The sequence below is a fragment of the Micromonospora ureilytica genome (genome assembly GCF_015751765.1).
Taxonomy (GTDB): domain Bacteria; phylum Actinomycetota; class Actinomycetes; order Mycobacteriales; family Micromonosporaceae; genus Micromonospora; species Micromonospora ureilytica.
On record NZ_JADOTX010000001.1, the window covers coordinates 161,472 to 182,983 of the forward strand.

A 21,512-nucleotide genomic window follows, 5' to 3' on the forward strand; every position below is an offset into this window, starting at 1 on the left:
CGAGCGACCGAACGTCCGACGCTGGCGTGACGGGGCCGTCCGGCGCTGCCGCGCAGGCGGTCTGGCGTCCACTGTTGACCGGCACCGACGCCGCCTGGGCGCGATCGCTGGCGCTCGCCCTGCCACCCGCCGCCCGAGCGGCCGTGGTGCCGCCAGCCGTCCGAGAGGCCGCCCTGCCGCCGGCCGCCCGAGCGGCCGTCGTGCCCCCCGCCGTCCGCGCGGCCGTAGTACCGCCCGCCACCGAGCCGCCCGCTACCGAGCTGACCGCCGGCGCCCTGGTCGCGGATGCGCTCGACGTGTTGACCGACGCCGCCGCGCGGGCCGCTCTGGCGACCACCACGCTGGCCCGAGGGTTGCGCCCGGGTGGTCCGGCGCCGGCGTGGTTGGCCGCGCTCGCCGGCCCGCAGCGGGACTTCACCATCGACCCGGCCGGGCTGGCGACCCTCTCCTCCGAACTGGAGGCGTGGCAGCGCGACGCTGCCGGTGGCCCGGTGCGGGCCAGTTTCCGCCTGGTGGAACCGGCCCCCGACGAGGTCACCGAACCGATCCTGGCCACCCGGCCGGTCCCCGCCGACAGTGCGCGGGTGCCGGTGCCCGCGGACAATGCGCCGGTGCCGGTCGAGTCGATCGGGGGCGGGCGTTGGCGGCTGGAGTTCGGGTTGCAGGCCGCGGACGAGCCCGGCCTGCACATCGACGCCGGGGACATCTGGCGGGCGCCGCAGGCGCTCGGCGGCCTGGCGGGCCGTACCACCAGCCCGCAGGAGACGCTGCTCGCCGAGCTGGGGCGGGCCAGCCGGCTCTGGCCGGACCTGGACGCCGCGCTGCGGACCGCAGCCCCGGAGGCGATGGAACTCGACGTCGAGGGGGCCCACCGGTTCCTCAGTGCGGGTGCCCCGGTGCTGCACGCGGCCGGTTTCGGGGTGCTGCTGCCGTCCTGGTGGCAGCGTCCGTCGGCGCGCCTGGGCGCCCGGTTGCGGGCGCGCAGCCGTACCGCGCCGGGCACTGTGGGTGGCACCGACGCCGGCGTCGGTCTGGACGCCCTGGTCGACTACCGCTGGGAGATCGCGCTCGGTGACCAGCCGCTGTCCGCCGAGGAGTTGGCGGCGCTGGCCGAGACGAAGACCCCGTTGGTACGGCTCCGCGGCCGGTGGGTGGAGTTGGACCCGGGGCGGCTCGCAGCCGGTCTGCGCCTGCTCCGCTCCGCGGGCGAGTTGACAGTCGCCGACCTGCTCCGCCTCGGGCTGGCCGACGGCGAGGCCACCGGTGAGCTGCCGGTGTTGGAGGTGACCGCCGACGGGGCGCTGGGTGACCTGCTCGCCGGTGCGGTCGAGCGGCGGCTCACACCGCTGGACCCGCCGCCGAGTTTTCAGGGGACGCTGCGGCCGTACCAGCAGCGGGGACTGGCCTGGCTGGCCTTTCTGCGCTCACTCGGCCTGGGCGGTGTGCTCGCCGACGACATGGGGCTGGGCAAGACCGTGCAGCTGCTCGCGCTGCTCGCCGGGGACCCGCCGGAGACCGGGCCGACCCTGCTGGTCTGTCCGATGTCGCTGGTCGGCAACTGGCAGCGGGAGGCGGCGCGGTTCACTCCGGAGCTGCGGGTACACGTACACCATGGTGCCGAGCGGGCGCGGGGGGCGGAGTTCACCGCGGCCGCGCACGGCGCGGACCTGGTCCTGACCACCTACTCGGTGGCCGCCCGCGACGCCGCCGACCTGGCCGGTATCGACTGGCACCGGGTGGTGGTGGACGAGGCCCAGGCGATCAAGAACGCGTCGACCCGACAGGCCGAGGCGGTTCGCGCGCTGCCCGCCCGGCAGCGGGTGGCGGTGACCGGTACGCCTGTGGAGAACCGCCTCGCCGACCTCTGGTCGATCATGCAGTTCGCCAACCCGGGTCTGCTCGGGCCGGCCGCGACGTTCCGCAAGCGGTTCGCCGAGCCGATCGAGCGGCATGGCGACGCCGAGGCCGCCGAGCGGCTACGCCGGATCACCGGCCCGTTCGTGTTGCGCCGACTCAAGACCGACTCGTCGATCATCTCGGATCTGCCGGAGAAGTTGGAGATGGAGGTGCTCTGCAACCTCACCTCCGAGCAGGCCGCGCTGTACCGGGTGGTGGTCGACGACATGCTCGCCCGGATCGAGACCAGCGACGGCATCGAGCGACGCGGCCTGGTGCTGGCCACCATGACCCGGCTCAAGCAGGTCTGCAACCACCCCGCCCAACTGCTGCGCGACGGCTCACCGTTGGAGGGCCGCTCCGGCAAGCTGGCGCGGCTCACCGAGATCCTGGAGGAGGTGCTGGCGGCGGGGGAGCGGGCGCTGCTCTTCACCCAGTACGCCGAGTTCGGTGCGATGTTGCGCGGTCACCTGTCGGCGCGGTTCGGCCGGGAGGTGCTGTTCCTGCACGGTGGCCTCGGCAAGGCCGAGCGGGACGCCCTGGTGCAGCGCTTCCAGTCGGCGGAGGGTCCGCCGCTGTTCGTCCTGTCGCTCAAGGCCGGCGGCACCGGCCTGACCCTGACCGCCGCGAACCACGTGGTGCATGTGGACCGGTGGTGGAACCCGGCGGTCGAGGACCAGGCCACCGACCGGGCGTTCCGGATCGGGCAGCGCCGACGTGTGCAGGTACGCAAGTTCGTCTGCGCCGGCACTGTCGAGGAGAAGGTGGCCGCGATGATCGCCGACAAGCGCAGCCTCGCCGAGCGGGTGGTCGGCACCGGCGAGCAGTGGATCACCGAGTTGTCCACCGGCCAGTTGCGGGACCTGTTCGCCCTGGAGGCCGGGGCGGTGGTGGAGTGAGCGAGCGGAGCGAGCGAATCATCAGGCACAGCACCTTTGTGCCTCACGCCGGCACGGAGCGTAGCGGAGTGCCGACGTGAGCATGGACTTCGCCGACTACGGGCGCCCCCGCAAGGTCGACGGGGGCCTGCGGGCGCGCAGCGCCCGAGGCGCGATCGGCAGGTCCTGGTGGTCGCGGCGGTTCCTGGAGGTGCTGGAGTCGTTCGCGCTCGGCACCCGGTTGACCCGGGGCCGGTCGTACGCGCGGGCCGGTCAGGTGCTCACGCTCGACATCACACCCGGGAGGGTCAGCGCTGTGGTGCAGGGCTCCCGGCCGAAGCCGTACCAGGTGTCGATCGCCCTGAAGCCGTTCCCGGCCGCGCTCTGGTCCCGAGTCGAGAACGAGCTGGCCGGGCAGGCGTTCTTCAGCGCCCGGCTGCTCGCCGGTGACCTGCCCGACGAGTTGGAGGAGCTGTTCGCCGCCGCCGGCGCGCCGCTCTTCCCGGCCGGCGTGGACGAGCTGACCCAGCGTTGCAACTGCCCCGACTTCGCGGTGCCCTGCAAGCACCTCGCGGCGACGTTCTACCTGCTGGCCGAGGCGTTCGACGCGGACCCGTTCGAGCTGCTGCACTGGCGCGGCCGGTCCCGCGCGGAGTTGCTCGACGAACTCCGCGCCCGGCGCGTCGCGGCCACCGGTGCCACCCCGCCGCCCCCGCCGGTCGACCAACCGTCCGAATCGGACGGTGTCGTGTCGACAGTGGACGTCGTCGCGCCGGTCGGTGCCGCCCGCGCGCTCGCCGGGCTGTCCGCGACGCCCCTGGCGGAGGCGGCCGACCGGTTCTGGTCGGCGCCGGTGCCGCTGCCGGATCGGCCGCCCCGACTGGTGACCGGCACCGACCTGCTGCTGCGCCAGCTCGGAGCACCGGCCCCGGCCATCGGTGGGCCGGGACTACTCGAACGATTGCGCCGCGCGTACCGGGCGTTCGGCCCGACCGACCGGTGAGCCGTCACGTCCACCGGCGGCGGAACCGCCACATGATCGCGGCGTTGGCCACCAGCACCACCGCGCAGATCGCGCCGGTCAGTCGACCGGCGAACACGGCTATCGCCGGCAGCGACGCCCACAGCACGATGGTCAACAACATCAGATAGCGGCCCCTGCGGGCCCGAACCCTGTGGTCCAGCCGCTTGAAGAAGGCCGGATCACTCTCTCGGAGCTGACGGGTGATCTGGTCGAATCTGCGCTGATCCTCTTTGCTGAGCATGGCGCTGCCTTCCCCTCACGCGTTCAGCGGTTCGGCGGCATACCCGCTGCGGTGGCGGCTCACGCTCGCCCGCTGCTCCTACTTTTCCTCCACGTGAGCGCGCTTCATGTCCGGCTTACCTGAACCTTAAGTTTGCCTTTGGTGGTGAACGGCGCCGAAAGTGTCGCGTACGGCGGCGTTGGTCCGATCCGTGCTCGGCTGCCGCGCGTACGCCCTGCTGGGAAGGTCTGCCGGCACGTCCACCTCACCGCCCCCGGCCGCTGTCGCACTGAACGCTGTCTTAAGTGCCCTGACGAGTGTGTTCCGGCCACCTTGAAGGGCCCTGGGGCCTTGGTTACCTTGCCGTAGCAACCCCCTCAGGCAACAGTCGCCGCACCTGCCGCACCTGCCCGGTAGCAGCTTCCGGCGCTTCTCAGAAATCGGGATTGGTACATGGCCGACCAGAATGTGCCACCACGTCGACCGCGGGACGACCGCGGTTGGGACGGACATCAGCACCCCAGCGCTGACGGCTACGGCGACCCCCACACGCCGGCGCCCTACGGCTACGACTCGCCCCACCCTCAGCAGGGCGGCTACGCCGCGCAGGCCGACCCGCGTGAGCAGTACGCCGACGGGTACGCGCACGCCGGGCAGCCCGCACCCGCGCCGCGCGGCCCGCAGTGGGTCGGCCCGGAGGGCCTTGGCCGGCCGGCCCCGGCGCGCCCGGCCGGCACCGGACTGCCCACCATCGACGATGACGACGAGCCGGGCCGCAAGGTCGGTCGACGTAAGGCGATGGTGGCCCTCGGTGGCACCGCCGCCGTCGTCGCCGGTGGCGCGGCGCTCGCCATGACCCCGCAGTTCCGTGGCCTCTTCGGCGACGAGGCGGCGGCCGGCGACGCGACCGGCAGCACGGTGACCGACGGCACCGCGGCGCGGCCCAGCGGCCAGCAGCCCAGCACGGTGCGTACCTACACCGAGCAGAACGAGAGCTACATGGGCTCCCGCGCCGGTGAGGCGCTGAAGAAGAACGCGCCGGCCGGTGGGCGGACCTTCTCCGGCCCGGCCGCGGCCGCGGCGGCGACCAAGGTGACAGTGAAGACGGTGCTGGCCAAGGACCCGATCCTGCACCTGGCCCGGCGCACCACCTTCGGCGTGACGCCCGCGGTGGTCGCCGACATCAAGCGCGAGGGCATGGACGCCTGGATCCGCGCCCAGCTGGACCCGGAGAAGTTGGAGCCGAGCAAGGGCGAGCTGAAGCTCGCCGAGCTGCCGACCCAGAAGCTCTCCGTGCAGCAACTGCGCGACCAGCGGGACAAGCTCAACGAGCAGGACGCCCAGCCGGAGCGGGAGATGGTCGACGCCACCATCGCCCGGCAGATCTGGTCCAAGCGCCAGCTGTTCGAGGTGATGGTCGACTTCTGGAACGACTTCCTGCACGTCGCCGCGGACTTCGACGGCGGCGAGGTGTACCGCAGCTCGTTCGACCAGGACGTCGTGCGCAAGCACGCGCTGGGCAGCTACCCGGAGATGCTGGTCGCCGCGAACAAGCACCCGGCGCTGCTGATCTACCTGAACCAGAAGGACTCCCGCAAGGACGCGATCAACGAGAACCTCGCCCGGGAGAACCTCGAGCTCTACTCGGTCGGCGTCGACGGCGGCTACAAGGAGCCGGACGTGCGGCAGGCCGCCATGTTGCAGACCGGCCGCGGTGTCGACGACAAGGGCAAGTACGTCTTCCGCCCCGAGCAGCACTACGTCGGCAAGGTGAAGATCCTCGGCTTCAGCCACCCGAACAACTCGGCCGACCCGAAGAAGGCCGAAGCGGCGATCGACGCGTACATCACCTACATCGCGACGCACCCGTCGACCGCGAGGTACGTGGCGCAGAGCCTGGCCACCCGGTTCGTCTCGGACACCCCGCCGAAGTCCCTGGTGGACCGGCTGGCCAAGACGTACACCACAAACAAGGGCATGATCAAGCCGGTCCTGATGACGCTGTTCTGCTCCTCGGAGTTCTGGGCCGGTGTGGGCCAGAAGGTGCGTCGGCCGATGGAGTACCTGGTCGCCACGTACCGCACCCTGGGCGTCTCCCCGGAGGCGTCGCCGAAGCACAACAACGGCGACAGCAAGCGCACCGCGTACGCGCGGGGGCTGCGGCAGATCCACGACAAGATGCGCGAGCTGGGCCAGTCCCCGATGGGTCATCCGACCCCGGACGGCTACCCGGACGTCTACGTCGCCTGGACCTCGGCCGGCACGATGGTCAACGGCTGGAACGAGGCGGGCGAGATCCTCGCCGGCTACCGCACCACCTTCACGTACACGGCGCCGGAGAAGCTGGTCGCCAAGCCGCCGGCGACCGCCGGGGCGTACGTGGACGCTCTCTCCCTGCGCCTGGTGGGCCAGAAGTTGAGCACGCGGGAGAAGAACCTCATCCTCGGCGTGGCCGGTGTGACGGCGACCGCCAAGGTCGACGCCACGTTCAACGGGGCCATCACCGCCGTCGCGCGGGCGATCCTCGCTTCCCCCCAGCACCACCTCCGGTGAGGCACCCGATGGAGAAGACTGTGTACAACTCTTTCCCCCTGCACCCCGAATGCCCCGACCTGCGCCGGCTGGCCGACAACCCGGCCGAGGCGTTGCTGCGGGCCGAGGCGGACATCGTCGCCGCCGAGAACGCCGCCGAGTTCGACAGGTACCGCACCCTGGAGGACCTGGAGGAGGCCCAGCAGGACGGTCGCGGCGTGACCCGACGGACCTTCGTCGCGGGTGCCGCGGCCACCGCCACCGCGCTGGCCACCGCCCAGTTCGTCACCACCTCGGCGTCGTTCGCGGCGACCAAGACCGGCACGCTGATCCACGTCTTCCTCTACGGCGGGCTGGACGGGCTGAGCCTGATCGCGCCGGACAACGACGCGGTGCTCAACAAGGCCCGGCCCGACCTGCTGCTCGGCAACGATTCGCTGTCCCTGGGCCGCGGCTTCAAGCTGACCAGCGCGTTCAAGCCGCTGGAGAAGTGGCTCAGCGCCGGTCAGCTGGGCTTCATCCCGGCGGTCTCCGACGAGCGGCTGTCCCGCAGCCACTTCCAGGCCGCCGACGCCTGCAACCTGGGCGGGCTGCCCAACGAGACCGGCGGCCGGGGCTGGCTGGACGGGCTCGTCGACAACCTGGGCAAGGGCACCGCGTTCCGTAGCGTCGGCATCGGCAGCACGCTGCCCCGCTCGCTGGTCGGCAACAACGGCGCGTTGTCGCTGAACAACGTCGGGTCGCTGCGGCTCAACGGTGACGACCGGTTCCGCGCCGCCACCGAGAAGGCCATCAAGGGGCTCTTCACCGGGATCAACCACCCGGTCGAGGAGGCCGTGCAGGAGGGCATGGGCGCGCTGGCCACCGCCCAGAAGCTCGCCGCCAAGCCGTACCAGCCCGCCGAGGGCGTCAAGTACGAGGGCGTCGGCAACGCGTTCCAGCAACTCGCTCAGCTGATCAAGGGCGGCGCCAACGTGCGGGTCGCCACCGTCGGCATGGGTGGTTACGACACCCACGAGAACCAGGGCACCCGCGAGGGTGGCCAGTTGCACCGCCGCCTCAACGAGCTGGCCAGCGCGATGGCCGCGTTCTTCACCGACCTCGGCCCGAAGGCCGCCGACGTGACGATCATGGTGTCCAGCGAGTTCGGCCGTCGGGTCGGCTCCAACAACAACGGCACCGACCACGGGCACGGCGGTGTGGTCACCCTGCTGTCCGGCAAGAAGCTGGCCGGTTCGCTGCTGGGCACCTGGAACGGCCTGGACAAGCTGGACTCCGGTGACGTGCCGGAGTACAACAACATGTTCAACGTCTACGGCGCTGTGGCGCAGGGCCGGTTCGGGCTCACCAACGCGGAGGTCGACAAGGTCTTCCCCCGCCAGAAGTACGCCCCGATGAAGCTGTACGCGTGACGTACTCGCACACCCACGCCGCCGGCCGTCGTACCGGGACCTCGTCCCGGCACGGCGGCCGGTCGGCTGCGCCCGTACCCCCGCAGATCCCGGAGCGGCGCGGACCCGGCGGCCGACGGCTGTTGGGCGTGCTGCTCCTGGTCGGCCTGCTCGCCAGCGTGCTGCCGTGGTGGTTGGGCACCCCCGCCGGATCGCTGCGGACCACAGCGACGACAGTCACCGCGGCCGGCCGGATCACCGGCCTGGTCGCCGGCTACCTGCTGCTGGTGCAGGTGCTGATGATGAGCCGCCTGCCGGTGCTGGAACGGTGGATCGGCGGCGAACACATGGCCCGCTGGCACCGGGACGTCGGCGCCACCCTGCTGGTCACCGTGCTGGCGCACATGTCGCTGATCCTCGTCGGCTACGCCGACCTGCGGAACCAGTCGATCCTCGCCGAGGTCGGCACGTTGCTCGGCGACTACGAGGACATGGTCTCGGCGTTCGTCGCCACCGGCATCATGATGCTCGTCGGGTTCAGCAGCGTCCGGGCGATCCGGCGGGCGTTGCCCTACGAGCTGTGGCACCTGCTGCACCTGTCCAGCTACCTGATCCTGCTGCTCGGCTTCGGCCACCAGTTCACCCACGGCGCGCAGCTGTACAAGCCCGGCCCGGTGCGCACCGGCTGGATCGCGCTCTACCTGCTGGTGGTCGCCGCCCTGCTCTGGGGCCGTGTGATCGCGCCGCTGGCGTTCAACCTGCGCTACAAGCTGCGGGTCGCCGACGTGGTCGCCGAGAGCACCGACACCATCTCCATCTACCTCACCGGGGAGCGGCTCGGTCGGCTGGCGATGCTCGGCGGCCAACACTTCCGCTGGCGGTTCCTCACCCGGGGCTGCTGGTGGCAGTCGCACCCGTTCTCCGTCTCCGCCGCCGCCAACGGCCGCTGGCTGCGGGTCACCGTCAAGGTGGTCGGCACCCACACGGCCGACCTGCGCGACCTGGAGCCGGGCACCCGGGTCTGGGCCGAGGGCCCGTCGGGCACCTTCACCGCCGCGCACCGGCTCCGCGAGCGGGCGCTGCTGATCGCCGGTGGCAGCGGCATCACGCCGATCCGGGCGATGCTGGAGGAACTGCCGCCGGGCGCCGCGCTGATCTACCGGGCCCGCACACCTGCCGACGTGCTGCTCAGCCGCGAGTTGGACTGGCTGGCCCAGGAACGCCACACCTCCGTCTGGTACGTCATCGGCTCCCGCGACGACCCCGGCCCCCGCCAACTGATGAGCCCGGACGGGCTGCGTCAACTGGTGCCCGACGTGGCCCGACGCGACGTCTACCTGTGCGGGCCGCCCGGTTTGGTGGAACAGTCGGTGCGTGCGCTGCGGCGGGCCGGCGTGCCCCGGCGGCAGATCCATCTGGCCACGTTCGAGCTGTAGGAAGGGCATCCCCATGCGTCGCGCGTTCCTCGCGATCACCGGCCTGGCCGCCAGCACCACCGCGCTCGTGGTGTTCAAGGGTTCCCCGGCCACCAACCAGGTCGCTCAGAACCTGCCGAGCTCCCAGCCGGTCAACCCCACCCCGCAGGAGGTCGAGCCGAGCACCGACCCGGCGGGCGTCGCGTCGACGCCGTCGGTCGCGCCCAAGGCGCCCACGTCGCCCAAGCCGACAAAGAGCACCGCCCGCCCGTCCGGCACCCGAACCACCACGAAGGCCGCACCCCGAACCACCACCAAGGCGCCCCAGTCGACCACCCGCCGGGTCACCGGCAACGGCTTCGAGAACGAGTACGGGTACGTGCAGGTGCAGATCGTCGTCTCGGGTAACCGGATCGTCGAGGCCGTCGCGTTGTCGCTGCCCAGCGGGGGTGAATCCGACATCCACAGCGGCGACGTCCGCAACCGCTACGACGGCCGCGGCGGCGAGGTGGTGCAGAAGCAGAACGCGAACCTCAACACCGTCTCCGGGGCCACCGAGACCAGCAACTCGTACAAGCAGTCGCTGCGGTCCGCCATCGAGCAGGCTTTCTGACGTGCGGGCCACGCTGACCCGACCCGGGCTGTGCCGGGTCGAACAGATCATGGGTACGGCCATCACTCTGGACCTCGCCGACGATCTGCCACCGTCGACCCTGCGCGAGCTGGCGGATGAGGTCTTCGCCTGGATGCGCGAGGTGGACGCGCGGTTCAGCACCTACCAGCCGGACAGCGAGGTGTGCCGCTTCGACAGGGGTGAGGTGCTGCTGTCCGAAGCGTCCGCGGACCTGCGGTACGTGCTGGAGACCTGCGCAGACCTGTGGGGCGCCACCGACGGGTTCTTCGACGCGTACGCCACCGGTCGGCTCGACCCGTCCGGCTTCGTCAAGGGCTGGGCGGCCCAGGTCGCCTCGGACCGCCTCGTCGCCGCCGGTGCGGTCAACCACTGCGTGAACGCCGGCGGTGACGTACGGGTGCGGGGCCTGTCGCCGTCCGGGGAGCCGTGGCGCATCGGTATCCGGCACCCGTGGGACGCGATGGCGGCGTGCCTGGTGCTGACCGGGACCGACCTGGCCGTGGCCACGTCCGGCGTGTACGAGCGGGGCCGGCACGTGCTGGACCCGCGTCGGGGCGCGCCGGCCAGTGGGCTGCGCTCGGTGACAGTGGTCGGCACCGACCTGGGGGTGGCCGACGCGTACGCCACCGCCGCCCTCGCCATGGGCACCCCCGGCCTCAACTGGCTGGCCCGCCTGGACGACCACACCCACGCGGCGATCACCGACAACGCCCGCCAGTACCACTCCGCCGACCTCCCGCTGACCGACTAGCGGAGGGGGCGGTGGGTGCCGGCCGGTCGGGAGCCGGTGGGGCGGGGGCGGCCGGGGCGGGAGCCGGACGGTCGGGTGCCGGCCCAGCGTCGCCCTGGGTGGCTGCGCCGGGGCGGCTCGGTGCCGCCGGGGTGAGGCGCTCTGTCGTTTGTGGACATGGTTCCCCCGTTCGTGGCGCGCGTTCGCGCTCTTCCCCTGTCAACGAGGACCGGCGTCCTGGCGACGCTGTCGGGCACCGGATCGAATCGTCGACCGGGCCGGTCTCACATGCCTCGTCGGGGCAGCGGCAGGTGACCGGGGAGCAGATCGGGGGCGAGCGTCACCCCGCTGGCGCGCAGCGCCCCGATCAACGTGTTCTGCACCAGGTACGAATCCGGAAGTTGCCAGCGGGCCTGCTCCGGGGCGACCGCCCACCGGACGGTGCCCTCCGGCAGCCGGGTGGGCGGCGCGGGGATCCACGAGCCCGGCCCGTGCCGGACCACGTGGAAACAGTGCTCCAACTCCGGTCGGAGCGGGTCGCCGGGGCGGACCAGGAACATCCACCGTCCGGTGGGCGTGACCAGCACCGGCCCGCGTACGCCGGTGCCGGCCGGGTGGATCTGGACCGCGTCGAGCACGTGCCGGCCGAGGTGGGCGGGCACCTCCAGCACGTCGAAGGCCCGGCCGGTGGGCAGCAGCACCCCGTGCGGTCGGCTCCGCCACCAGGTCGCGACCCGGGCCGGGTCGGCGCTGGCGGCCAGTTCCCAGTTCTCCAGGGCGGGGTGGCAGCCCACTGTGGGACAGCCGGCTCGGCCGCACACGAAGCGGCTGCGGGCCAGGCAGGCGCCCGGCGTGACCTCCCAGCCGTGGATGGCGTACCGGATGGCGACCCGGCGCAGCCGTACCCGTTCCAGCGGTGACAGTTCGGCAACGCGCGGTCCGACATTCCCCCACATATGTGCCAACTCCTCTCGTCGGGCCCGGCGTTCGCCAGGTCGTATGTCGAGCACCGTCACTGCCGTAACCCACGATCGTTGAGGTTGACGAACGGCCCGTGCAACTTGCACGAAAAGTACGAGGACTAGCTGTACGGCTGACGTACATCCTGTGCGACCAGCTAAAACCTGAAAATGAACGGCAGTCGCCGCGCCCGCAGACATCGCCCCGACTCGATTGGTCGTCGGTGGCAGGGGAGGATGGGGAGATGGACGAGCTACCCATAGGACGGCGAGTTGCCTACTGGCGGGGGCGCCGCAAGATGTCGCAGCAGGTCTTCGCGGACCGGCTGGGCAAGTCCAAGAGTTGGGTGGACAAGGTCGAACGCGGCGTCCGCCGGTTGGACAAGTTCTCCGTCCTCTACGAGATCGCCGACATCCTCCAGATGGACGTGCAGCTGCTGATGGGCAAGGACCCGGAGCGGCGCGCCGACGCCCTCAACTGCATCGACCAGGTCGAGGTGCAGGAGATCCGGGCGGCGCTGGAGCGCTACGACTCGATGAGCGCCTACTTCGACGCGGTGCCGTACCCGCCGCCGATGGACGACATGCGCAAGGCCGTCAACCATGCCTGGCTCACCTACCAGTACGGCCGCTACGGGATGCTCACCCGGGCGCTGCCGAAGCTGCTGCGCGACGCCCAGGCGGCCGACGCCGCCTACGGCGGTGAGCGGGCCGCCGAGGCGGCCCACCTGCTCGGCCAGGTCTACCAGATCGCCTCCTCGGTGCTGCGCAAGCTCGGCGAGTGCGAGCTCGCCTGGCTGGCCGCCGACCGGTCGATGGCGGTGGCCCAGCGGGCCGACGACCCGCTGCTGGCCGGGATCGCCACCACCCGGGTGTGCAATGCCCTGGTCGCGATGGGGCGGGCCCGTCCCGCGCTGGAGCTGAACGTCCAGATCGCCAACCGGCTGGCACCGGGTGGGAGCAACGAGGTCTCCCCGGCCCGCCTCTCCGTCTACGGGATGCTGCTGCTCCAGGGCGCGATGGCCGCGTCCCGCATCGGGGACTCGGCCAGCGTGGACGATCTGATCAATTGCGCGCAGGAGGCAGCCACCCTGCTCGGCGGCGACCACAACCACTACTGGACGTCGTTCGGCCCGACAAACGTCGAACTGCACCGGGCCGCCGCCGCGGTGGAGCTGGGCGACGGGGGACGGGCCGTTGAGGTGCACCAGCTGCGCATCGCGGAGCCCGCCTTCAACGCGCTGCTGCCCGAGCGCCGCGCCCACCATCTGCTCGACATCGCCCGCGGCTACGCCCAGATCGGTGACGTGGCGAACGCCGGCGAGATGCTGCTGCTCGGTGATCGGCTCGCCCCGTCGGAGATCCGTTGCCGGCCGATCGCGCACGAGGTGATGTCCGACATCCTTCGTCGCACACGTGGTGCGCCGCCTTCTCCGGTAGCGGAGTTGGCTGAGCACATGGGAGTAGGGGTATGAGCGCGGAGCCGGTCTGATGGCCGGTGCAGCGCGCAACAGCGGGCACCGCGAGGTGCTCTACGTCATCGCCTGCGGTTCGCCGCTGGCACGGCACGTCGGTCGTCTGGTCGACCTCGCCCAACAGGACGGTTGGGACGTCTGCGTGATCACCACGCCGGACGGGGCGAAGTTCGTCGACCAGTCGGCCCTGATTCGGCAGACCGGCCACCCGGTGCGGACGCACTACAAGAATCCCGGTGACCCGGACGTCCTGCCGCCCGCCGACGCCATGATCGTCTGCCCGGCCACCGTCAACACTGTCAACAAGTGGGCGGCCGGGATCACCGACACCCTGGCACTCGGGCTGCTGGTCGAGGCGCAGGGCAAGGGCGTCCCCATCGTGGCGGTGCCGTACACCAACGCGGCGATGGCCTGCCACCCGGCGTTTCGTGCCGGGGTGGCCCGATTGGCCGAGTGGGGCGTCACTGTGCTCTTCGGCGACGACGTGATCGCTCTGCATCCGCCCGGAACGGGGGAACAGCACACCCACGCCTTCCCCTGGGCGCTGCCGTTGGCCGCGTTGCAGACCGTCTCCTGGAGCGCCGCGTAGGGCATCCGGCAGATCTTCCGCCCGACGCGGCCGGGCCGGGTGTCACCGCCCGGTGGCCTCCACGCCGGTAAGCTGGCCCGCCGTGAGCACAAGCGGATCCGCCCCCACAGTCAGCGACGTGGTGGCCGTGCTGGAACGGCGCTTTCCGCCGGCCTGGGCGGAGGAGTGGGACCGGGTGGGCCTGGTGCTCGGCGAGCCGGCCGCCCCGGTCCGCCGGGTGCTCTGCGTGGTCGACGTGGTGCCCGAGACGGTCGAGGAAGCCCTCGCCGCCGACGCGGACATGATCGTCTCGCATCACCCGTTGCTGCTGCGCGGGGTGTCGTCGGTCGCCGCGACGACCTTCAAGGGGCGGATCATCCACCGGTTGATCCGGGCCGGGGTGGCGCTCTACGCGGCGCACACCAACGCCGACGTGGCCTCCCCGGGCGTCTCCGACGCCCTCGCCGCCCGCTTCGGGCTCACCGGACTACGCCCACTCCAGCGGCCCGCACCCGGGTCGCCCGCCCACGGCGACGACAGGGGTTTCGGCCGGATCGGCGAGCTGCCCCAGCCGATGACCCTCGCCGAACTGACCCGACACGCCGCCGCGGTGCTCCCCGTCACGTCCTGGGGAGTTCGCGCGGCGGGGGATCCCGGGCGTATGGTTCGTACCCTCGCCGTCAGCGGCGGGTCGGGGGACAGCTTCCTCGGCGCCGCGACCGCCGCCGGGGTGGACGCGTTCCTCACCGCCGACCTGCGGCACCACCCGGCCGGCGAGCACCTCGCCGCCGATGGTCCCGCCCTGATCGACGCCGCCCACTGGGCGACCGAACGACCGTGGCTGGACGACCTGGCCGCCTTCCTCCGGGAGGCGCTGGACGTCGAGACGCTGGTGTCCGACCTGGACACCGATCCGTGGACCGTGCACGCCGCCGCACCCGTTGTGGACGACAAGGAGCCCGACCGTGAAGGCTGACCCTCAGGTGCAGCGCCGCCTGCTCGACCTCCAGGCGATCGACACCAACCTCGCCCAGCTCGCCCACCGTCGGCGAACGCTTGCCGAGCGGGCCGAGCTGGAGTCGCTGGCCCGGGAACTGTCGTCGATGGAGGACGAGCGGGTGCGCGCCCAGGTGGCCGTCGACGACCTGGACCGGGACATCGCCCGGTTGGAGAAGGACGTCGAGCAGGTTCGGGCCCGCAAGGAGAAGGACGAGAACCGGCTGGCCGCCGGCACCGGTCCCGCCCGCGAACTGGAGGCGCTCCAGCACGAGCTGGTTTCGCTGAAGCGCCGCCAGGGTGACCTGGAGGACGCCGAGCTGGAGCTGATGGAGCAGCGGGAGACCGCGCAGGGCGTACTGGACGGCGTGGAGCAGCGGCTGGCCGAGACCCGGGACAAGCGGGCCGCGACCGAGCAGCGCCGCGACGACGCGATGGCCGAGATCGCCAAGGAGGAGGAGTTCAAGCGGGGCGCCCGTCAGCCGCTCGCCGCCGACCTCCCGAGCGAGCTGGTCAATCTCTACGACAAGATCCGCGCGGACACCGGGCTCGGCGCCGCGCTGCTCACCGCCGGCCGCTGCGGCGGGTGCCGCCTGGACCTGTCCGGTGCCGACCTGGCCCGGATCCGCAAGGCCGCACCCGACGACGTGGTCCGCTGCGAGGACTGCCGACGGATCATGGTCCGTACCAACGAGTCGGGCCTGTAGGTCGTGGCGCCGCGCGTGGTCTCGATGGAGGCCGACGGTGGGTCCCGGGGCAACCCCGGCCCCGCCGGCTACGGCGCGGTGGTCCGCGACCCGGACACCGGCGAGGTGCTCGCCGAGCGCTCCGAGTCGCTCGGCACGGCCACCAACAACGTCGCCGAGTACCAGGGCCTGATCGCCGGGTTGACCGCCGCCGCCGAGCTGGGCGCCGCCGAGGTGGACGTCCGGATGGACTCGAAGCTGGTGGTCGAGCAGATGTGCGGCCGGTGGCAGATCAAGCACCCCGGCCTGCGTCCCCTCGCCGCCCAGGCCGCCGCGCTGGTCGGCCGGTTCAGTGCGGTCCGGTTCAGCTGGATCCCGCGCGAGCAGAACCGGCACGCCGACGCCCTCGCCAACGCCGCCATGGACGCCGCCGCAGGTCGCCCTGCGACGGCTGCGGCCCCCGGCCGTCCTGCGACGGCCGCGCCCACCGGCCAGCCCGCGACGACGCCCGCCGCCCCGATCATCGGCAGCGACCCGGCGACCGCGCCGGCCTCCTGGGAGCCACGGCCGACCTTCACCGCCACCCGACTGATCCTGGTCCGCCACGGCGAGACCCCGTACACCGAGCAACGGCGCTACTCCGGGCGCGGCGACGTGCCGCTCTCCGAACGTGGCCGGGCCCAGGCCCGCGCCACCGGCGCCCGGGTGGCCGAGCTGGCCCCGACCGTCGCGGCCGTGCTCAGCTCACCGCTGTCCCGGTGTACGGCCACCGCGGCGTCGATCGCCGGGGCACTCGGTGACGTGCCGGTCCGCACCGAGGACGACCTGATCGAGTGCGACTTCGGCCAGTGGGAGGGGCGCACCTTCGCCGAGGTGCGCCAGCAGTGGCCGGGGGAGATGGACGCCTGGCTCGCCTCACCCCGGATCGCGCCGCCGGACGGGGAGTCGTTCACCCAGGTCGCCGAACGTGCGCACCGCGTCATCAGCGGGCTGCTCACCGCGTACCCCGGTGAGACCGTGGTGGTCGTCTCGCACGTCTCGCCGATCAAGCTGATGCTGCGCGACGCCCTCGCGGCCGGCGACGGCTTCCTGCACCGGCTCTTCCTGGACGCGGCCGGCATCTCGGTGCTCGACATGTGGCCCGACGGTGGCGTGGCCGTGCGCACTGTCAACGACACCGCCCACCTCTCCACCCTCGACTGAACCGCCGCACCCTCCGTTGCCAGGGCCGGTCGGGCGCGCCGTTCGGCGCATCCGGCCGGCCGTTCGGCGCAGCGCCCTCCGGGCAGGTCAGGTGACCGCCATCACAGAGTCGTAGCCTCCGGCCGTTACATCGAGAGCCACGACTCCCCGGAGGTGTGTCAGATGGCTGCACCCGAACCGGAGGCGCCCACCACGGCGCCGACCAGGGCGAAGGACCACAGCCCCTGGAACTGGTTGCTCTTCATCCCCATCGTGGTGCCGCTGATCCCGGTCTTCTTCAATGGCGACTCGCCCCGGGTCTTCGGCTTCCCGCGCTTCTACTGGCTGCAACTGGCCTTCATCCTGCTCGGCGTCGGTACCACCACGTTGGTCTACCAGATGACGAAGAAGCGAGGTGATTCCTAATGTGGCGCGACCATCTCACCGAGATCATCGTCTTCTCCCTGCTGTTCCTCCTGGTCAGCGCGATGGGCTTCGTGGCCGCCCGCTGGCGGGCGCCGAAGGACATGGCGCACCTGGACGAGTGGGGGCTGGGCGGGCGCAGCTTCGGCGGCTGGATCACCTGGTTCCTGATCGGCGGTGACCTCTACACCGCGTACACCTTCGTGGCGGTGCCGGCGTTGATGTTCGGTGCCGGCGCGGCCGGGTTCTTCGCCGTGCCCTACACCATCGTCATCTACCCGCTGGTCTTCCTGGTGCTGGTGCGGCTCTGGTCGGTGTCGCACCGGCACGGGTTCGTCACGCCCGCCGACTTCGTCCGCAACCGGTTCGACTCGCCGGTGCTGGCGCTGCTGATCGCCATCACCGGCATCGTCGCCACCATGCCGTACATCGCGTTGCAGCTGATCGGCATCGAGGCGGTGCTCAAGACGATGGGCGTCACCGGCGACAACGCGCTGGCCCGGCACCTGCCGATCATCATCGCGTTCGCCATCCTGGCCGCCTACACGTACCAGTCGGGGCTGCGCGCGCCCGCGCTCATCGCGTTCGTCAAGGACAGCCTGATCTACATCGTGATCCTGGTGGCGGTCATCTACCTGCCGTACAAGCTGGGCGGCTGGGGTGACATCTTCGCCGCCGCGGACGCGAAGTTCGACGCCTCGCCCAACCCGAACGACGGCATCCTGCTCAACGGCAACAACCAGCTTCAGTACGTGACACTGGCGCTCGGCTCGGCGTTGGCGCTCTTCCTCTACCCGCACAGCATCACAGGTGTGCTGGCCAGCAAGAACCGCGACGTGATCAAGCGGAACATGTCGGCGCTGCCCGCGTACAGCCTGCTGCTCGGGTTGATCGCGCTGCTCGGCTACATGGCCATCGCCGCCGGCGTGAAGCCGCTGCCCGGCAACTCGGCCGGCTCGGTGGACAACAACACGATCGTCCCGCTGCTGTTCGACCAGCAGTTCCCGGACTGGTTCGCCGGTGTCGCGTACGCGGCGATCGGCATCGGCGCGCTGGTGCCCGCGGCGATCATGTCGATCGCGGCGGCGAACCTGTTCACCCGCAACATCTACAAGGAGTACCTGAAGCGGGACGCCTCCCCGGCCCAGGAGGCGAACGTCTCGAAGATCACCTCACTGGTGGTGAAGGTCGGCGCGGTGGCCTGCATCGTGTTCCTCGACCCGCAGTTCTCCATCGACCTCCAGCTGATCGGAGGCGTGATCATCCTGCAGACGCTGCCGGCGGTGGCGCTGGGCCTCTACACCCGCTGGTTCCACCGCACCGGTCTCATCGTCGGCTGGGTGGCCGGCATGGGGTTGGGCATGTGGATGCTCTACCAGGTGGCCAGCCCGACCCGGAAGCACTTCGGCGGCTCGGCGTTCCCGCTGTCGGAGTTCGGGTTCGACACCACCCGGACGATCTACGTCGGCATCGTGGCGGTGGCGGTCAACCTGGCCGTCGCGGCCCTTGTGACGCTGGCGCTGCGGGCCGCGAAGGTCGACGAGGGAGTCGACGGCACCGAGCCGGACGACTACTTCGCCGACGAGGGTGACCCCCGAGTCACCCCGGGCACCGACCGCGACGCCGACTCGGCCCGCGAGCCGGTCGCCTGACCTCGAGTACGCCCGGGTGCCGACGTGGGTCGGTGCCCGGGCGTACCTGTATCCGGGTCCTTGCGTGCCTCGCGTCCTCGCGTGCCGCTCGTCCTTGCGTGCCGCGCGTCGATCTTGCAGTTATGGTGCCCGTTCGGTGTCGATTCGCCCCTGTTTATTCCCACCGTAAGTGCAAGATCGACGAGCTGGGGGCGGGCTGGGCGGGCTAACGGGGGCGGTTGCGGTTTATCAGGGCCTGGTTGAGGCGGCTCAGGAGGGTCGCCAGGGTGGAGCGGTCCTCGGTGCTCCAGTCGGCCAGCATGTCGCCGTAGAGCCGGGTGCGGGCGGCCTGCACGGCGGCCATCCGTTGCAGACCGGCCGTGGTGGGGGAGATGACGGTGCCGCGGCCGTCGGACGGGTCCGGGGTACGGGTGATCAGGCCGTCCCGCTGAAGCGCGGACACCTGCCGGGTGACTGTCGAGCCGTCCAGGTTGAGTCGGGCGGCGAGCGCTGAGACGTTCTGCGGGCCGGCGTCGGCCAGGTGGCGCAGGATGACGTACGCCGCGCGGTCCAGCACCCGGTGCTCGGCGGTGCCGGTGGCCCGCCGGGTGGCCTCGCCGAAGCGCATCAGCAGGGCCACCTCGGTCTCGATCCGGCCGAGGGTGCTCTCGTCATGGTCGTCGCTCATAGCTGTATCATACAGAATAACTACCTGTACGATACAGCTATCTGAGGAGTCGGAGTGGATCGGCGTTCCGAACCGAACCGCAGTGCCATCTACGCCACCACGCTGGTGGCCTTCCTCGCCATCGCCGGCATCGCCGTCGTCGACCCGATCCTGCCGGCCATCGGCGAGGCGATCGGCGTCACCGCCTGGCAGGTCGAGCTGCTGTTCACCGCGTACATCGCGGTCATGGCCCTGGGGATGATCCCGGCGACGCTGGCCAGCGGCCGGTTCGGCTTCAAGCCGGTGCTCATCACCGGCGTCTCCGTGGTCGGCCTCGCCGCGATCCTCGCCTCGTTCAGCGACAACATCGTGCAGCTGTCAGTGCTGCGCGGCGTCTGGGGGCTGGGCAACGCGATGTTCTTCGCTACCGCCATGGTGGTGCTGGTCAACCTGGCCGTCGACCGAGAATGGGTGGTGGGTCTCTTCGAGACCGCCCTGGGCTTGGGCTTCGCCGTCGGACCGCTGATCGGTGGCCTGCTCGGCGAGGTCAGCTGGCGGCTGCCGTTCTTCGTCTGCGGCGTCTTCATGGTCCTCGCCCTCGGCGTGGCGTCCCGCAAACTCCGCGAGCCCACCAACCGCCAGGCACCGGTACGCGTCGGCCAGATCTTCGCCACCTACCGCCGGCCGGCGTTCATCGCCCTCTGTGCGGTCACCGCCGCGTACAACTTCGTGTTCTTCGTGGTGCTCGGCTACACGCCGCTCTTCCTCGGCCTGGACGTCATCCCGCTGGGGCTCGCCTTCACCGGCTGGGGGCTCGGCCTGGCCGCCGGCATCATGGTGATCGGTCACCGGCTGGCCCACCGCATCGGCGCGGTACAGACCGTCGGCGTGGCCATCGCCGGGCTGCTGATCTGCATGGTCCTCTTCGCCACCTCCACCAGCACCGCCGAGGCGCTCGTGGTGCTGGTGCTCGCCGGACTCTGCATGGGACTGGCCAACGCCAACCTCACCGACCTGGCGCTCGGCCTCGGCTCCAGCGACCGGCGCGTCGCCACCGGCGCGTTCAACCTGGTCCGCTGGGGCGCCGCCGCTCCGGCACCGATCATCTCCGGCAAGCTCGCCGAGCAGTCGCTGTCGCTGCCGTTCTGGGTCGGCTTCGGGGTGCTCGCCGTCGGCGTGCTCGTCTACCTGGCCTTCGCGCACCTGATGGCCGCCGGCTACGGCGAGCGGGTCCTCTGGTCCCGCTGGAACCGCGCCGCCGCCGATACCGAACACGAGCCCGTCGGCGAAACCTACTGAGCGGCGCGGGCCAGTCCCCAAGATCCGCGCACCTTCGGGGAACCTGCTGCCTCCGGGCTCGCTGAGGCAGCGCTTTCCCCGATGTTGCGCGGATCTTGGCCTTTGACGCCGCTCAGTTCAGGGCGCGCCAGAGCAGGTAGAGGCCGATCGTCGTACCGAACACCACGATCACCGTCTTCAGCACCACCGGCGGCAGCCGGCGGACGAGCCGGGCGCCCGCGTACCCCCCAATCAGGGTGGCCGGCGCGACCACCGCGACCGCCGCCCAGTTCAAGGGGCCGAACAGGGCGAACACCACGAGCGTCGTGCACCCCACCACCGCGGAGAGCAGATTCTTGATCGCGCTCACCCGTACCAGGGTCGCGTCCAGCACCAGGGCCAGCCCGGCCACCAGCATCACGCCGAGCGCCGCACCGAAGTAACCGCCGTACACCGCGCCGACCGCGACCATCGTCTGGACGGCGACCGTCCGCTGGCGTGGCGACAGGTCCCGGGGGTGGCCGACCAGCCGGCGCAGCGGGTCCTGGAAGGCCAGGACCGCTGTCGCGCCGAGAACAAGAAAGGGTACGACCAGCTCGAACGCGCGGGCCGGAGTCGCCAGCAGCAGCAACGCCCCGACAATCGTGCCGACAATGGTGGTAGGCACGAGCGTGGCCAGCGCGCGGGGACGTGGCAGGTCCTGTCGGCTGCCCGCCACGCTGGCCAGGTACCCGGGGAAGACGGCGACGGAGTTGCTGACGTTCGCCGGCACCGGGGGCAACCCGATCGCGATCATCGCCGGAAAGGTGATCAGCGAACCACCACCGGCCACCGCGTTGACAGTGCCAGCGGCGAGACCGGCGGCGAGCAGCAGCGCGGCGTGGGAGAGATCCATAGCCCCACGAGGCTAGCCGTCGCCCTACGACA

General features: G+C 71.4%; 18 protein-coding genes and 1 pseudogene. 15 read left to right on the forward strand and 4 right to left on the reverse strand.

The window, feature by feature from the left end:
- Positions 1-56 precede the first annotated feature (56 nt).
- Both IW248_RS00815 and IW248_RS00820 read left to right on the forward strand, forming a co-directional pair.
- Positions 57-2,795, forward strand: a pseudogene (locus IW248_RS00815) (DEAD/DEAH box helicase); the annotation flags it as partial.
- 82 nt (positions 2,796-2,877) lie between these two features.
- Positions 2,878-3,777, forward strand: coding sequence for an SWIM zinc finger family protein (locus IW248_RS00820; RefSeq protein ID WP_196929981.1), 900 nt, complete (start codon positions 2,878-2,880; stop codon positions 3,775-3,777).
- Positions 3,778-3,781: 4 nt separating this feature from the next.
- Here IW248_RS00820 and IW248_RS00825 read toward each other — a convergent pair whose 3' ends face one another.
- The gene (locus IW248_RS00825; RefSeq protein WP_088988248.1) at positions 3,782-4,039 is read right to left on the reverse strand and encodes a DUF3040 domain-containing protein; all 258 of its coding nucleotides are present in this window, start codon (positions 4,037-4,039) and stop codon (positions 3,782-3,784) included.
- 432 nt (positions 4,040-4,471) lie between these two features.
- On the opposite strand from IW248_RS00825, the gene IW248_RS00830 reads away from it, so the two are divergent.
- From IW248_RS00830 to IW248_RS00850, 5 genes are read left to right on the forward strand one after another with little or no spacing between them, the layout of a single operon-like run.
- Positions 4,472-6,571, forward strand: coding sequence for a DUF1800 domain-containing protein (locus tag IW248_RS00830; protein ID WP_196925243.1), 2,100 nt, complete (start codon positions 4,472-4,474; stop codon positions 6,569-6,571).
- 8 nt (positions 6,572-6,579) lie between these two features.
- Positions 6,580-7,962, forward strand: a complete 1,383-nt coding sequence (locus tag IW248_RS00835; RefSeq protein WP_196925244.1) for a DUF1501 domain-containing protein — start codon at positions 6,580-6,582, stop codon at positions 7,960-7,962.
- A complete protein-coding gene (locus IW248_RS00840; protein WP_196925245.1) occupies positions 7,959-9,377 on the forward strand; it encodes a ferredoxin reductase family protein in 1,419 nt (472 codons plus the stop codon). The genes IW248_RS00835 and IW248_RS00840 overlap by 4 nt, the downstream gene beginning before the upstream one ends.
- Before the next feature lie 13 nt (positions 9,378-9,390).
- A complete protein-coding gene (locus IW248_RS00845) occupies positions 9,391-9,969 on the forward strand; it encodes an FMN-binding protein (RefSeq protein ID WP_196925246.1) in 579 nt (192 codons plus the stop codon).
- Between the two features lie 49 nt (positions 9,970-10,018).
- Entirely contained in the window at positions 10,019-10,741 is a 723-nt protein-coding gene (locus IW248_RS00850; protein ID WP_196929982.1) for an FAD:protein FMN transferase, read from the forward strand.
- Positions 10,742-11,004: 263 nt separating this feature from the next.
- Here the strand turns inward: IW248_RS00850 and IW248_RS00855 are convergent, their stop codons facing one another.
- Positions 11,005-11,676, reverse strand: coding sequence for a bifunctional DNA primase/polymerase (locus tag IW248_RS00855; RefSeq protein ID WP_124819132.1), 672 nt, complete (start codon positions 11,674-11,676; stop codon positions 11,005-11,007).
- Between the two features lie 248 nt (positions 11,677-11,924).
- Here IW248_RS00855 and IW248_RS00860 point away from each other — a divergent pair, with 248 nt between their 5' ends.
- The 7 genes from IW248_RS00860 to mctP all read left to right on the forward strand — a co-directional run bounded on the left by IW248_RS00860 (position 11,925) and on the right by mctP (position 18,661).
- Positions 11,925-13,154: a helix-turn-helix domain-containing protein gene (locus tag IW248_RS00860; RefSeq protein ID WP_196925247.1), complete on the forward strand. Its 1,230-nt coding sequence runs from the start codon at positions 11,925-11,927 to the stop codon at positions 13,152-13,154.
- A 16-nt stretch (positions 13,155-13,170) separates the two neighbouring features.
- A complete protein-coding gene (locus tag IW248_RS00865) occupies positions 13,171-13,743 on the forward strand; it encodes a flavoprotein (protein WP_196925248.1) in 573 nt (190 codons plus the stop codon).
- Between the two features lie 118 nt (positions 13,744-13,861).
- Positions 13,862-14,698 (forward strand): Nif3-like dinuclear metal center hexameric protein, encoded by an 837-nt coding sequence (locus tag IW248_RS00870; RefSeq protein ID WP_372432752.1) that lies wholly within the window; start codon positions 13,862-13,864, stop codon positions 14,696-14,698.
- On the forward strand, positions 14,688-15,425 hold the full coding sequence (locus IW248_RS00875; RefSeq protein ID WP_196925250.1) for a zinc ribbon domain-containing protein: 738 nt from the start codon (positions 14,688-14,690) through the stop codon (positions 15,423-15,425). Before IW248_RS00870 ends, IW248_RS00875 begins: the two co-directional genes overlap by 11 nt.
- A gap of 3 nt (positions 15,426-15,428) precedes the next feature.
- Positions 15,429-16,607 carry a bifunctional RNase H/acid phosphatase gene (locus IW248_RS00880; protein WP_196925251.1) on the forward strand — a complete coding sequence of 393 codons (1,179 nt, stop codon included), beginning with the start codon at positions 15,429-15,431 and terminating at the stop codon, positions 16,605-16,607.
- Positions 16,608-16,769: 162 nt separating this feature from the next.
- A complete protein-coding gene (locus IW248_RS00885; RefSeq protein ID WP_124822819.1) occupies positions 16,770-17,012 on the forward strand; it encodes a DUF3311 domain-containing protein in 243 nt (80 codons plus the stop codon).
- Positions 17,012-18,661, forward strand: coding sequence for a monocarboxylate uptake permease MctP (gene mctP / locus IW248_RS00890; RefSeq protein ID WP_196925252.1), 1,650 nt, complete (start codon positions 17,012-17,014; stop codon positions 18,659-18,661). The genes IW248_RS00885 and mctP overlap by 1 nt, the downstream gene beginning before the upstream one ends.
- A 205-nt stretch (positions 18,662-18,866) precedes the next feature.
- On the opposite strand, the gene IW248_RS00895 is transcribed toward mctP, so the two are convergent.
- Positions 18,867-19,328 (reverse strand): MarR family winged helix-turn-helix transcriptional regulator, encoded by a 462-nt coding sequence (locus tag IW248_RS00895; protein ID WP_196925253.1) that lies wholly within the window; start codon positions 19,326-19,328, stop codon positions 18,867-18,869.
- A gap of 54 nt (positions 19,329-19,382) precedes the next feature.
- Here IW248_RS00895 and IW248_RS00900 point away from each other — a divergent pair, with 54 nt between their 5' ends.
- Positions 19,383-20,606 (forward strand): MFS transporter, encoded by a 1,224-nt coding sequence (locus IW248_RS00900; protein ID WP_196925254.1) that lies wholly within the window; start codon positions 19,383-19,385, stop codon positions 20,604-20,606.
- Between the two features lie 112 nt (positions 20,607-20,718).
- Here IW248_RS00900 and IW248_RS00905 read toward each other — a convergent pair whose 3' ends face one another.
- Entirely contained in the window at positions 20,719-21,480 is a 762-nt protein-coding gene (locus IW248_RS00905; protein WP_124822815.1) for a sulfite exporter TauE/SafE family protein, read from the reverse strand.
- Positions 21,481-21,512: the final 32 nt, after the last annotated feature.

What these genes read in the sequence shown, in the direction of transcription:
- IW248_RS00820 (WP_196929981.1), top strand. Translation starts at nt 2,878, where the DNA reads ATGGACTTCGCCGACTACGGGCGCCCCCGCAAGGTCGACGGGGGCCTG.
- IW248_RS00825 (WP_088988248.1), bottom strand. Translation starts at nt 4,039, where the DNA reads ATGCTCAGCAAAGAGGATCAGCGCAGATTCGACCAGATCACCCGTCAG.
- IW248_RS00830 (WP_196925243.1), top strand. Translation starts at nt 4,472, where the DNA reads ATGGCCGACCAGAATGTGCCACCACGTCGACCGCGGGACGACCGCGGT.
- IW248_RS00835 (WP_196925244.1), top strand. Translation starts at nt 6,580, where the DNA reads ATGGAGAAGACTGTGTACAACTCTTTCCCCCTGCACCCCGAATGCCCC.
- IW248_RS00845 (WP_196925246.1), top strand. Translation starts at nt 9,391, where the DNA reads ATGCGTCGCGCGTTCCTCGCGATCACCGGCCTGGCCGCCAGCACCACC.
- IW248_RS00850 (WP_196929982.1), top strand. Translation starts at nt 10,019, where the DNA reads ATGGGTACGGCCATCACTCTGGACCTCGCCGACGATCTGCCACCGTCG.
- IW248_RS00855 (WP_124819132.1), bottom strand. Translation starts at nt 11,676, where the DNA reads ATGTGGGGGAATGTCGGACCGCGCGTTGCCGAACTGTCACCGCTGGAA.
- IW248_RS00860 (WP_196925247.1), top strand. Translation starts at nt 11,925, where the DNA reads ATGGACGAGCTACCCATAGGACGGCGAGTTGCCTACTGGCGGGGGCGC.
- IW248_RS00865 (WP_196925248.1), top strand. Translation starts at nt 13,171, where the DNA reads ATGGCCGGTGCAGCGCGCAACAGCGGGCACCGCGAGGTGCTCTACGTC.
- IW248_RS00885 (WP_124822819.1), top strand. Translation starts at nt 16,770, where the DNA reads ATGGCTGCACCCGAACCGGAGGCGCCCACCACGGCGCCGACCAGGGCG.
- mctP (WP_196925252.1), top strand. Translation starts at nt 17,012, where the DNA reads ATGTGGCGCGACCATCTCACCGAGATCATCGTCTTCTCCCTGCTGTTC.
- IW248_RS00895 (WP_196925253.1), bottom strand. Translation starts at nt 19,328, where the DNA reads ATGAGCGACGACCATGACGAGAGCACCCTCGGCCGGATCGAGACCGAG.
- IW248_RS00905 (WP_124822815.1), bottom strand. Translation starts at nt 21,480, where the DNA reads ATGGATCTCTCCCACGCCGCGCTGCTGCTCGCCGCCGGTCTCGCCGCT.